The organism is Chryseobacterium sp. 27AL (genome assembly GCF_057815395.1).
The window spans coordinates 70,732-83,803 of record NZ_JBYRIW010000007.1 but is presented as its reverse complement, the minus strand read 5'-3'; the positions used below and the strand labels follow the sequence as shown (position 1 = coordinate 83,803).

General features: G+C 34.7%; 9 protein-coding genes and 1 pseudogene. All 10 read left to right on the top strand.

Features of this window, described 5'->3' with window-relative positions; all coding sequences use genetic code 11:
* Positions 1–40: 40 nt before the first annotated feature.
* The 10 genes and pseudogenes from AC3WV0_RS11945 to AC3WV0_RS11900 all read left to right on the top strand — a co-directional run bounded on the left by AC3WV0_RS11945 (position 41) and on the right by AC3WV0_RS11900 (position 12,922).
* Positions 41–313, top strand: a pseudogene (locus AC3WV0_RS11945) (four helix bundle protein).
* 126 nt (positions 314–439) lie between these two features.
* Positions 440–1,669 (top strand): ABC transporter permease, encoded by a 1,230-nt coding sequence (locus tag AC3WV0_RS11940; protein WP_488846290.1) that lies wholly within the window; start codon positions 440–442, stop codon positions 1,667–1,669.
* A gap of 104 nt (positions 1,670–1,773) precedes the next feature.
* On the top strand, positions 1,774–3,045 hold the full coding sequence (locus AC3WV0_RS11935; RefSeq protein WP_488846289.1) for an ABC transporter permease: 1,272 nt from the start codon (positions 1,774–1,776) through the stop codon (positions 3,043–3,045).
* 76 nt (positions 3,046–3,121) lie between these two features.
* Positions 3,122–4,318 carry an efflux RND transporter periplasmic adaptor subunit gene (locus AC3WV0_RS11930; RefSeq protein ID WP_488846288.1) on the top strand — a complete coding sequence of 399 codons (1,197 nt, stop codon included), beginning with the start codon at positions 3,122–3,124 and terminating at the stop codon, positions 4,316–4,318.
* 205 nt (positions 4,319–4,523) lie between these two features.
* Positions 4,524–5,423, top strand: a complete 900-nt coding sequence (locus AC3WV0_RS11925; protein WP_488846287.1) for an NAD(P)/FAD-dependent oxidoreductase — start codon at positions 4,524–4,526, stop codon at positions 5,421–5,423.
* A 233-nt stretch (positions 5,424–5,656) separates the two neighbouring features.
* A complete protein-coding gene (gene glyA, locus AC3WV0_RS11920) occupies positions 5,657–6,922 on the top strand; it encodes a serine hydroxymethyltransferase (RefSeq protein ID WP_488846286.1) in 1,266 nt (421 codons plus the stop codon).
* A gap of 55 nt (positions 6,923–6,977) precedes the next feature.
* Positions 6,978–7,436, top strand: a complete 459-nt coding sequence (locus AC3WV0_RS11915) for a regulatory protein RecX (RefSeq protein WP_488846285.1) — start codon at positions 6,978–6,980, stop codon at positions 7,434–7,436.
* 296 nt (positions 7,437–7,732) lie between these two features.
* Positions 7,733–9,661 carry a polysaccharide biosynthesis protein gene (locus AC3WV0_RS11910; protein ID WP_488846284.1) on the top strand — a complete coding sequence of 643 codons (1,929 nt, stop codon included), beginning with the start codon at positions 7,733–7,735 and terminating at the stop codon, positions 9,659–9,661.
* A gap of 81 nt (positions 9,662–9,742) precedes the next feature.
* Positions 9,743–10,522, top strand: a complete 780-nt coding sequence (locus AC3WV0_RS11905; RefSeq protein ID WP_488846283.1) for a polysaccharide biosynthesis/export family protein — start codon at positions 9,743–9,745, stop codon at positions 10,520–10,522.
* Between the two features lie 6 nt (positions 10,523–10,528).
* Entirely contained in the window at positions 10,529–12,922 is a 2,394-nt protein-coding gene (locus AC3WV0_RS11900) for a GumC family protein (protein ID WP_488846282.1), read from the top strand.
* The last annotated feature ends 150 nt before the right edge of the window (positions 12,923–13,072 follow it).

Below are 13,072 nucleotides of genomic sequence, written 5' to 3'. Positions count from 1 at the left end.
AATCTGCAAGGGATTAAGATCTGAATATTATAAAGTTTTAATGCAACTTCCGGAATGCGAAAGATTTAATTTAACAGATCAAATAAGAAAGGCTTCAACTTCTGTAGTCTTAAATATAACGGAAGGTTGCTCATGAAAATATGAACTGGAAAGAAGAAGATATTTTGAAATAGCAAGAGGCTCTGTAATTGAACTAGATTCATGCTTTGATATTATTATTGAATGTAATTATATCAAAATGGAGGATTTAGATCAAATTGGAAAGTTGATAAAGACAACATTTATATTATTAAGTGGAATATTAAAAAAGTAAACGGTGAATAGTCAGGTTTGATTTGCAATTTAATTTTGGATGGTAAAATTGACAACGAAGTTAATTGACTTGAAGAAAATTCACAGCTTAGCTAATTCACTTTTTTACAACGTAAAAATAAAAACTATGTTCGACCTAGATCGTTGGCAGGAAATATTCAGTTCGATTCGCAGTAATGTATTGCGGACGGTGCTTTCCGGCTTTACTGTTGCTTTGGGATTGTTTATTTTCATTGTTCTTTTCGGAATCGGGACGGGGCTTCAGAATGCCTTTACGCAAGGCTTTGCACGGGATGCACAAAATCTGATTTCTATTGTGACAGGCAAAACAACAGTGGCTTACAAAGGACTTCAGTCCGATAGAGTCGTGACAATGAATAATGACGATTATGATTTTCTTGTCAACATTGATAAAGAAAAAGTAGGAAGCTCAACACCGCGCTATACCGCAAATTTATTAGTGAAATACGGCAAAGAAAGTGGTAATTATCAGATCAACGGGGCGCAGCCGGAAGAACAGGTTATTGAAAACCGGAAAATGCTGGACGGCAGATACCTAACGCCCACCGATCTTGAAAGAAAACAAAATGTAGCGGTAATCGGAAGAATGGTGCAGCGTGATTTAATTAAAAACGGAAGTCCCATTGGTAAAGAATTAAACATTAACGGAACCATGTTTAAAGTGGTTGGTGTTTTCTCTGATGACGGTGGAGACTGGGATGAAAGGCATATTACGGTTCCCATCACTACTTTACAGCAGATGAAAAAAGGCTCAGATACCGTGAGTATCAATTACATCGCTTATAATGATAAGCTTACGCCTCAGGAAGCCATTAAATACGGTGATGAAATTAAAGAAAAATTAAAAGCCAGAAAAAATGTTGCCCCAAGTGATGAAAATGGAGTAAGGGTCTGGAACAATGCCCAGAATATGGAAGATACTTTTGCCTTTATGGCGGTACTTACCGGAATCGTAGGATTTATCGGCTTGGGAACCCTCGCAGCAGGGATTATCGGGATCAGTAATATCATGGTGTATATTGTAAAAGAACGAACGAAGGAAATCGGAGTAAGAAAAGCGATCGGCGCCAAACCGCGAAGTATTGTTGCGCTGATTGTTCAGGAAAGTGTTGTCATTACTGTTATTTCAGGCTTTGTGGGAGTGGGACTGGGTGTTTTAGCTTTACATCTGATTGGTGACAGCCTGGAAGAATATTTCATAAAAGATCCGAGTGTAGGCTGGGGTTCTATCTTCATGGCATTTATTGCACTTGTATTTTCGGGTTTAATAGCTGGTTTTGTTCCGGCATACAGGGCATCGAAAATTAAACCAATTGAAGCACTGAGAACAGAATGATGGATGATGAATCTGCTTTGCAAGTGAATTTAGTCTAAGAAAGATTGACCATTGATTCGCAGAGATTGACTATTGACATTATTAAAAAGATTGACAGTTAGAAAATGAATATAATATTTAAAAAAGATACTTGGCAGGAAATTTATTATTCACTCAGGAATAATAAGCTTCGAACATTTCTTACCATGATTGGGGTAGGCTGGGGTATGTTTTTATATGTAAGCCTGCTTGGCGCCGCCAAGGGAATGGAAAACGGTTTCGACAAATTATTTTCAGGCTTTGCTACCAATTCCATCTTTCTTTGGGCACAAAATACATCGATTCCTTACGAAGGTTTTCCCAAAGGACGGCAGATGCATCTCCATCTTTCCGACATCGATATGCTGAAAAGGAAAATTTCAGATATTGATTATATCTCGCCTCAGAACTCCAGAGGAAGCTTTACCGGAACACCGGGAGAATCAATGTCAAGGAACGGTAAAAGTGGCACGTATTCCTTAACCGGAGATTATCCTGTAGGAAATAAAATATCAGAGAAAAAACTGATCTATGGACGTTATATTAATGATGCTGACGTATCGGGAAATAAAAATGTAGCCGTTATTGGTGAAGAGATTTACAAAAACTTTTTTGATTCTAAAAAGAACGAAAATCCTCTTGGGAAATCAATCAATATCAAAGGGATTTTCTTTAATGTCGTAGGGGTTTTCCGTGTAAAAAAAGGAGGCGGATTTGAAAATGATCAGACGGTTTTTATACCGCTTTCCACGTATACGAAGATGTATAATGCAGCAGATCAGATCGATATGTTTGCGATTGTAAGCAAGCCTAATGTCAATGTAAATTCCGTAGAAGAAAATGTAAAGCTTGAATTGAAAACAAAAAATAAAGTTTCTCCAGAAGATACCAATGCTTTCGGAAGTTTTAACCTTGGAAAAGAATTTAAAAAACTTACCGGCTTTCTAACAGGAATGCAGCTTCTTACCATTATCGTAGGAACACTGACTATCCTCGCAGGGGTAATTGCTATTTCAAACATTCTTTTGATTACCGTAAAGGAAAGAACGAAGGAAATCGGGATCAGAAGAGCGCTTGGTGCCAAACCTTCTGAAGTAAGAAACCAGATTCTCCTTGAAAGTGTTGTAATTACGCTGTCGTCGGGACTTATCGGTTTTATGTTCGGAATTTTTGTTCTGATGATTTTAAATGTAGCAACGCAAGGTCAGGACTCATTCCCGTTCTATAATCCTACGGTAAACTACGGAAATGTATTTGCAGCGATGGCAGTAATGGTGGTTTTAGGGCTAATTATCGGGATGATTCCTGCGCAGAGGGCTGTGAAAATACGACCTATTGAGGCATTAAGAACAGAATAAATATAAGTTGTAATGTGCGATTGTCGCGACTAAAAAGCAGATGATTTTTAATTTAAATAATAAATAAACTATACATATGAAAAAGAAATTCACTTGGAAAAAAGCCATTTATATTATCTTGGGGCTTTTATTTGTAGTGGCATTGTTCTCAGGGATCGGGTATCTCGTAAAATCCAATTCTAAAGAGAGCGAAGCTTTCCTTACCCGTAAACCTACCGTTCAGAATATGGATGATAAGGTGATGGCTACAGGAAAAATTATTCCAAAGGAAGAAATTGAAATCAAACCCAATATAGCAGGGATTATCGATAAAATTTTAGTGGATGAAGGCGATAAGGTACAGGCCGGACAACTGATCGCAACAGTAAGAATTGTTCCGAATATTGCGGAAGTAAACAATGCTCAGCAGAATGTGAATAATCAGCAGCTTCAGATCAGCAATGCAAAACTGAATGTTGAAAACATGCGCAAACAGTTTGAAATGCAGGAAAGGCTTTACAAACAAGGCGTGGCCTCAAAGCAGGAGTATTTAAATGCACAACAGCAATTGTACACTACACAGCAGGCACTGAGAAATGCACAACAGCAGCTTGTAACCGCACAAAAGTCTTTACAGATCGCAAAAACAGGTGCTACTCCTGAATTGCAGGGGTTGGCCACTACGCAGATCCGCTCGAAAGCTTCAGGGACTGTTCTTGAAGTTCCGGTAAAGGTGGGAAGTCAGGTAATTGAAGCCAACTCATTCAACGCGGGAACTACCATTTGTTCGATCGCTGATCTTAATTCATTGATTTTCCAGGGAGAAATTGATGAGGCTCAGGCCGGCAAACTGAAACAGGGAATGGATATGAATATCGTGATCGGTGCTCTTCAGAATAAAACATTTCCGGGAAGATTGACGATGATCGCCCCAAAAGGTAAAGACAACAACGGAACCATCAAATTCCCGGTTGAAGGCGATGTTTTCAATCCGAATAACGAATATATCAGAGCTGGATTTTCTGCCAATGGTGAGATTGTACTGACGTCAAAGAAAAATGCGTTGCTCTTGGACGAGTCTTTAATTCAGTATGAGAAGAAAAATGGTAAAGATGTTCCTTTCGTTGAGGTGAAGCAGAAAGATGGTAAATTCAAAAAAACATATGTAAACCTTGGAGCAAGCGACGGAATCAACGTTGAAATCCTTTCAGGAATCGATAAAAATGCTGATGTTAAAGTTTGGAACCCTTCTGACAAAGACAAAGAAGAACTGAAAGATAAAGCCAAAAAATAGTAAACTAACACTATAAATTTTTTAGATGTAATTATCCTGGGATTTTTCTCAGGATTTTTTATTGCCATTCTTTAATTAATCTGTCATTTAAATATAAATAATTTTAAATTATTAATGCAACATTATTGCATTAAAGAAATCTTTTTTTAATTTTGCCTGATAAACGGTTCATTACTTGTACTTAATGGAAGCAAACAACGATTTTATGGAAAATAACTTTGATGTAATAATAATAGGAGGAAGCTACGCGGGATTATCGGCAGGAATGTCTTTGGGAAGGTCTTTAAGGAAAGTCTTAATCATAGATAGCGGCAAGCCGTGCAACAAACAGACGCCTCATTCACATAATTTTCTGACACAGGATGGGAAAGCTCCAAAAGAGATTGCTGATGTGGCAAAAGAGCAGGTAATGAAATACGAGACGGTATCTTTCCTTGACGGTACGGTTTTAGGAACGTCCGGGAATTCCAATGGTTTTACTGTAGAAACTAAAAACGGAGAAAAATTTTCCGCTAAAAAAATAATTCTCGCTTCTGGTGTAAAAGATCAGATTCCTGATATTCCAGGATTTTCAGAATGCTGGGGAATATCTGTAATCCATTGTCCGTATTGTCATGGCTACGAAGTAAAAGGCAAAAAAACAGGAATACTTTCCAATGGCGATCTTGCATTCGAATTTTCAAAGCTGGTTTTTAATTTATCAAAAAATCTTATTTTATTTACTAATGGAGAATGTACATTCAGTGAAGATCAAAGAAATAAATTTAACCAAAATAAAATCGTCATTGCTGAGCAGGAAATACAAAAAATAGTGCATGAGAACGGTCAGATCCGGAAAGTTGTATTTAAAGACGGTCAGGAGGAAACACTTGATGCTTTGTATGCCAAAATACCTTTTGAGCAGAACATTAATATAGATGATCTCAAACTTGAGCTTACCGAACACGGTTTCATTAAAATAGATCATTTTCACAAGACGAGCATAGATGGTGTTTTTGCCTGCGGTGATAATACCACGATGATGAGGTCTGTTGCGAATGCTGTAGCCCAGGGAAACTTTACAGGTGCTATCGTTAATAAGGAACTTTCTGATGAAGGGTTTTAATTTTCTTCATATCGAATATTTTTATTCCTCTCAATTTTATTGTGAGGAATTTTTTTAATTTTTAAGATTAAAATGAAAGTGGAAATACCCGGAAAATATTGTCTTAACATCATTTAAAAAGGAATATCTTAACAAATTAAACAATTTTAAGGATGAAAAATCATATTTGTTAATACCATAATCTTGCTCAAAATTTCGTACTTTTGGGGTGAAAATTTCAAAACTAAAAGTAAATGGACATTATTTTCGACCTGATTGAAAAAGAAAGACAAAGACAAACCCACGGGATTGAGATGATTGCATCAGAAAACTTTGTTTCTGACAATGTGATGAAAGCTATGGGGAGCGTACTTACCAACAAATATGCGGAAGGATATCCCGGAAAAAGATACTATGGAGGATGCGAAGTTGTAGATGAGGTTGAAACTTTGGCCATTGAAAGAGCAAAGCAGCTTTTTGGTGTAGATTATGTTAATGTGCAGCCACATTCAGGATCTCAGGCGAATGCAGCTATTTATCTTGCCGTTTTAAAGCCGGGCGACAAAATCATGGGAATGGATCTTTCTATGGGAGGGCATCTTACACATGGTTCGGCCGTTAATTTTTCAGGAATTCAATATGATGTCGTTTCTTATGGAGTTCAGCAGGAAACAGGTCTTATCGATTACGACCAGATGAGAGAGGTTGCTTTGAGAGAAAAACCAAAAATGATGATTGCCGGTTTTTCAGCATATTCAAGAGATCTTGATTATGCTAAATTCAGAGAGGTTGCCGATGAGATTGGTGCGACACTTTGGGCAGATATCGCGCATCCTGCAGGTTTGGTGGCAAAAGGATTATTGAATTCACCATTTGAGCATTGTCATGTAGTGACCACTACGACACATAAAACGTTGAGAGGCCCAAGAGGCGGTATGATCATGATGGGGAAAGATTTTGAGAATACATATGGTCACAAAACGCCTAAAGGTGAAATCAAAATGATGAGTCAGGTTCTGGATGGAGCTGTTTTTCCAGGTATTCAGGGAGGTCCGTTGGAACATGTGATTGCAGGAAAAGCGGTAGCTTTTGGGGAAGCTTTGGATTCTAAGTTCGAAACATATGCAAAACAGGTTAAATCTAACGCTCAGGCATTGTCAAAAGCAATGATTGACAGAGGATTTGATATTGTAAGCGGAGGAACCGATAATCACCTGATGCTTGTTGACCTGAGAAATAAAGGAGTAAACGGTAAAGAAACAGAAAAAGCATTGGTATTGGCAGATATTACCTGCAACAAGAATATGGTACCTTTTGATGATAAGTCACCGTTCACAACCTCCGGAATCAGATTGGGAACTGCGGCAATCACAACCAGAGGATTGAAAGAAAACGATATGGATACCATTGCAGGATTGATTTCTGAAGTAGTGGATAATATTAAAAATGAAGAAATAATTGCTACCGTAAGAAAGAAAGTAAATGAATTAATGGAAGGTAAGGCATTATTCAACTATTAGAATTTATTTAAATACAATATAAAGAATGGGCATTTGCTCATTCTTTTTATATGATATGGAAAAGAAATCGTTTACCTTTGATGAGATTAAGCAGAAGCTGGTGAACTATTGTGTATATCAGGATCGCTGTCATTATGAAGTGGAACAGAAAATGAAGGAATTTCTCCTGATTGATGAAGCGAAAGAAGAGATCATGCTTTATCTCTTACAGGAAAATTATTTGAATGAAGAAAGATTTACACGGAGCTATATCAGAGGGAAATTTTATATTAAACACTGGGGGAAAACAAAAATTAAAATCCACCTTAAACAAAAACAAATTCCGGAAAAGCTTATCAATGGATGTTTCGATGAAATTGATGAAACAGACTATAATAAAACCATCCGGAAAATATATGATGACTATTATTCAAAACAAAAAGGGCTTAAAGAATATCAGCGTAAATCAAAAACAATAAAATATTTAATGAGCAGGGGATTTGAATATGAAAAAATAAATGAAGTTTTTGAATAATATATATTTAATAAAATTGAGTAAAGAAAAAATAGTTTGATTCACAATATGTTTTATAATTTATTAATAATAGAAAAGATTATTGTTGATATGTGGTATGTTTTTTGCCACGGTTTTTTGTCAATTATTCAGACTTATTTATCTCCAAAGAGAGAAATTTGCTCAATATTATTTCTTAATTAAATTTATTTTTAAATATTAATAATAGATGAAATTTTATTTTAAATTTGCATCAATACTTTCAAACAGGAAGGTGAATTTATACTTTTTTACACACATGAATACCATTAAAGACAATGTACAACTCTTTTAGAAAGAAAATGTTCGGAGGAGATAATGTTGTCAATCTCTCGGATGTAAGATATCTGCCAAGGTGGATAATTCTTGTAATAGATATTATCATTTTGGTTATATCTCTGTTTTTATCTACCTACATTATAGAAAAGATCACACAAGCTGAGTTTGTCTATAACAGAGACCGGCTTATCGTATTTGCAGGCATCATACTCTCAAATGTCATTTTTATGTACATTTTTAAAACGTATGCAGGTATTATAAGGCATTCTACCTTTATTGATCTTTTCAAACTACTAATATCGTGCTTCTGTACGCTATTTACGGTAGGGGCTGTAAACTTTATTTGTTTATGGATCACGGGCATAAAATTTATCATTAATCCTTTTTTGGTTCTGTATTTTATTATTTCTTTTATGGGCCTTTTTCTTTTCAGGCTCTATGTAAAAGAATTTTTCCATATAGTAAGAGAATACAGAAGGAGTACATTGAAGAAAAGAATCCTTGTGTTGGGGATAGATGAACAGTCTATTGCTATAGCAAGAGCTATTCTAGATAATCCGAGTCTTCCTTATCACGTAGTAGGATTTCTTACCCAGCGTACGGATTCCAGAAGAGCATATCTTCTCGGGAAACCTATCTTTAGTAAAGAAAAAATAGAACGTCATCCAAAAGAAGAGCTTCTTGTTGACGGTGTCATCATTATAAAGGAGATGATGTCAAAAGATGAAATGAATTCCTGGGTCAATCTATTCCTGGAAAAAGATCTTAATATATTTAAAGCACCTTCCGTACAGAAACTTAGAGATAGTGATTTTGGAGGATCTATCCGTAATCTCCAGATTGAAGACCTTTTGAACAGGAAACCTATTAAAATCCAGAATGAGGAGATCAGAAGAAGACATTTTAACAAAAACATACTGGTAACAGGTGGCGCTGGATCTATCGGAAGTGAAATTGTACGCCAGGTTGCTCAATTTGACCCTTCTTTGATCGTTGTATTAGATCAGGCAGAAACACCTTTATATGATATAGAGCTTGAAATGAAGGAAAAATTTCCTCATATCAGATTTAAGTTTGTTTTGGCGGATGTTTCGAATAAACATCGAATAGAACCATTATTTCAGACTTATAATTTCTCTATGGTATATCATGCGGCAGCATACAAACATGTTCCGCTGGTTGAAGAAAATCCACATGAAGGAATTCTGGTAAATGTATTGGGATCAAAAATTATTGCCACCTTATCGAGCAAATATCAGGTAAACAGATTTGTAATGATATCTACCGACAAGGCTGTAAATCCTACCAATGTTATGGGGGCCTCAAAAAGAGCTGCGGAGCTATTTGTACAGTCATTACAGAATGTTGAAGGCAACAGTACCAAATTTATTACCACCAGATTCGGAAATGTTTTAGGCTCTAATGGGTCGGTAATTCCACATTTTAAAAGACAGATTGAAGCAGGCGGACCAGTGACAATTACCCATCCGGATATTGTGAGGTATTTCATGACAATTCCTGAAGCATGTGAGCTTGTATTGCAGGCAGGAACGATGGGGCAAGGAGGGGAGATCTTTGTTTTCGATATGGGAGAACCTGTGAAAATATTGGATTTAGCCAGAAGAATGATCAAATTATCAGGATTTGAACCTAACATTGACATCAAAATCATTTATACAGGACTAAGACCGGGAGAGAAACTATATGAAGAACTTCTGAGCGATGATGCCAAAACGTTGCCTACCCATAATGAAAAAATCATGGTTTCCAAAGATCCGACGATGGAATTTCTGGAAATAGAAACCTTGGTGAATTCCATAACTAAAGCTTCTCTGAGAAGGGACAAAGTTGAAGTTGTAAAGCTTCTGAAGATAATTGTTCCTGAATTCCGAAGTAATAATTCAATATATGAATCATTGGATAAGTAGAAAAGATTTAAATGTATATATTTGTACAATTTTAAAATAACGATGAAAGGTAAAATATTGGTTATAATATCAGCATTTATAATGGTTTCATGTAAAACTAATCCTAATGCTAAAAATGATCTTAATTATTTGCAAAATATTGAAAAAGTAGCAATTGAATCATCTGCTAAAAACTCTGTTAATACAATACAAAAAGGGGATCAGCTTGTTATTCTTATCACAGCGAAAGATATGGATGTGGTAAAACCTTTTAACCAAAACTACTCATCATCAGAATTTGTACAGACCAATGCATTAGCTGGTGGTAATACTCCTAATCAAGGTGTGACTACTGTTTCAGGCCCTACCTATATAGTAGATAATAGTGGTAATATTGATTTTCCAATTTTGGGTATTATCAATACAGAAGGAAAAACTTTAGTAGATCTGAAAGAAGAACTTAGGAATAAGATGCTGAGATATGTAATTAATCCTACAGTTAATATCAGACTTACCAATTTCAAAGTGACTGTTTTAGGAGAAGTAAACAGACAGGGCGATTATATTATTTCAAACGGGCAAGGAACTATTCTAAATGCGCTTGGATTGGCTGGTGATCTCACTATGTATGGTAAAAGAGATGATATACTGATCATTAGAAGTGAAGATGGCCAGATTATTCATGGTAAAGTAGATTTACATGATGCTAATCTAATTAATTCACCTTACTATTACTTAAAGCAAGGAGATGCTATTATTGTAGCTTCGAATAAAACAAGAGATCTCACAGCAAAGCAAAACCCAAATACAGGACTTTATTTAACGGCAATTTCGATTGGTATTACAGCCATTGCCGTAGTAGTAAGTTTATTTAAGAAATAAAAATTAATGGTCAACCAAAATAAGTCTTATTTTTCTGAAGTGGAAAATAGTAGTTCAAACGAGATTAATATTAACGAAATATTAAAACCTTATATTCGAAAATGGCAGTGGTTTGTTGCATCAGCATTAGTTTGTGTTTTTCTCAGCTATTTTCTATTAAAATATGCTACAACCGTATATAATATAAAAACCACAATTCTTATCAAAGACGCGAAAAATTCTCCATCAAATGGGGATTTGAATATCCTTCAGGATTTATCAGGTTTTGGGGGAATGAAAACCAATAGTATTGAAAATGAAATTGAAATTTTAAAATCTAAAAAACTAATGAGAGATGTCGTTGTCTCTCAAAATTTTCAGGTTGATATTTTTTCAAAAAGTAAATTAAAAAAAATAGAATTATATAAAGAATCTTCTCCAATAAGTGTTAAAGTTATTAATGAAAAGCCATTTAGTCAATTTCCATTAAAGCCTATCAAACTTCAAATAAAATCAAACCAATTAATATTAAATTCTGAGGAACTAAAAAGAGATATTGTAAGCTCATTTAATAAAACAATCAGCTTGCCATATGCCAACATTATTATTGTTAAGAATTCTTCTTATAATCCTGAGACAAGTAAGGGAATTGATGTTAATAACTTGGAGCTTTATATATCATCTTTGGAAAGCAAAGTGACAACTCTGCAAAGTATGTCAAAAATTGCTGTTGTTAATAAAGATGCAACAGTAGTGGGCTTAGAAATGAACTATCCACAGGTTGATAAAGCTAAAGATCTACTTAATTCATTAGTTATTGCATATAACAATGATGCTATTACCGATAAAAATTTGGAATCTAAAAAAACGCTAGATTTTATAGAAGACAGAATTAAAAAGCTTTCAGTAGAGCTTAACCAAGTTGAAGATGAGAAAGAAAATTTAAAATCTAAAAATAATCTTGTTGATTTAGAAACAGAAGCAAAAATAGATTTAGAAAGCTCAGCTTCTGCAAGAGCAAAACAGTTGGATGTTGATGCTCAATTAGAGTTAACAAATTCATTAATGACTTTTGTTAATAAACAAGGACCTTATCAAACATTACCTGTTAATATTGGTTTAAGTAATTCAGAAACAGTAAGTGAAATTTCTTCTTATAATCAATTAATATTACTTAGAAATAGATTATTAGAATCGGCTACTCAAGAAAACCCTGCAGTTTTTGATATTACAAAACAAATTGCGACAATGCGTTCCTCCATTATACAAAGCCTTCAAAAAAATAGAGACGGATTAGAGCTGGCTAGAAATGAATATCAGAATGAGCAAAATATGGTTGCTCAAAAGATATCTAAAATTCCAGCGATAGAAAAAATGTTCAGAGGGATTGAGAGACAGCAACAAATAAAGGAAAACTTATATTTGCTTTTACTTCAGAAAAGAGAAGAAACCGCAATTGGACAGTCTATTACGGCTCCTAAAGCAAGAGTTATAGACACTGCATATATTTCAAATGGTATCGTTTCACCGAAGAAGACTGTCATTTTAATAATTGCTTTATTTTTAGGTTTGCTAATTCCTTTTATTGCTGTTTATTTATCACAACTATTTAATAATAAAATTGTTACTAAACATGATTTGGAAAAACTTATCCATGCTCCGGTCATTGCAGAACTGCCAAGCATTGAAAAAGGAGATTCCGAAATTGTAAAAGTTAATGATAATACTCCAATGGCTGAGGCATTTAGAATTCTGATTACCAATATGAATTTCATGCTTTCCAAAAGTAATAAAGGAAAGGTAATTTTTGTTACATCAACCGTGAAGGGAGAAGGAAAGACTTTTACTTCTGTTAATTTGGCTTTAACGCTTGCAAATCCAAAAAAGAAAGCAATTATTATTGGATCGGATATTCGAAATCCACAGTTACAGAGATATAATCCTTCAAGAAAAGGTCTTACAGGCCTTACAGAATTTTTATACTCGGATCAGACTAATCTTGAAGATATTATTCATATCTCTTCAATCAATGAGCATTTAGATGTAATTTATTCAGGAATGCTTCCACCAAATCCGACCGAACTGCTTTCTAATGGACGCTACGACGTTCTTATTGAAGAATTGAAGGCTAGATATGACTATATTATTCTTGATACAGCTCCGTTGCTACTCGTAACAGATAGTTTCCTGATTGCAGAAATGGCAGATATTACTATCTATGTATCTAGATCTAAATATACAGAAAAATCTTTACTTGACTTTGCTAACACAAATATTGACCAAAAGAAGATAAAAAACGTTGGATTTGTTTTAAATGATGTAAGCAGAGAGAATCTAGGATATAGTAACAAATACGGTTATGGATATAGCAGTCATCGTGAATATACATTATTTGAAAAGATTAAAAATAAATTTAGCTAATAATAAGACTGTGAAATACCTTAAAAGATGGAAACTTATAGAAAATACAAATTAAAATTTGATTTTTCGTATTGTAAATGGTAGGCAAAGAAATGATCAATTTAATGCTAAGCTTAAGTTAGTTACCCAACAGTTTAAGATAAGCAAAGA

Bases quoted from the DNA above. Each gene is read 5' to 3' on its own strand.
- AC3WV0_RS11940 (WP_488846290.1), top strand. From the start codon at position 440: ATGTTCGACCTAGATCGTTGGCAGGAAATATTCAGTTCGATTCGCAGT.
- AC3WV0_RS11935 (WP_488846289.1), top strand. From the start codon at position 1,774: ATGAATATAATATTTAAAAAAGATACTTGGCAGGAAATTTATTATTCA.
- AC3WV0_RS11930 (WP_488846288.1), top strand. From the start codon at position 3,122: ATGAAAAAGAAATTCACTTGGAAAAAAGCCATTTATATTATCTTGGGG.
- AC3WV0_RS11925 (WP_488846287.1), top strand. From the start codon at position 4,524: ATGGAAAATAACTTTGATGTAATAATAATAGGAGGAAGCTACGCGGGA.
- glyA (WP_488846286.1), top strand. From the start codon at position 5,657: ATGGACATTATTTTCGACCTGATTGAAAAAGAAAGACAAAGACAAACC.
- AC3WV0_RS11915 (WP_488846285.1), top strand. From the start codon at position 6,978: ATGGAAAAGAAATCGTTTACCTTTGATGAGATTAAGCAGAAGCTGGTG.
- AC3WV0_RS11910 (WP_488846284.1), top strand. From the start codon at position 7,733: ATGTACAACTCTTTTAGAAAGAAAATGTTCGGAGGAGATAATGTTGTC.
- AC3WV0_RS11905 (WP_488846283.1), top strand. From the start codon at position 9,743: ATGGTTTCATGTAAAACTAATCCTAATGCTAAAAATGATCTTAATTAT.
- AC3WV0_RS11900 (WP_488846282.1), top strand. From the start codon at position 10,529: ATGGTCAACCAAAATAAGTCTTATTTTTCTGAAGTGGAAAATAGTAGT.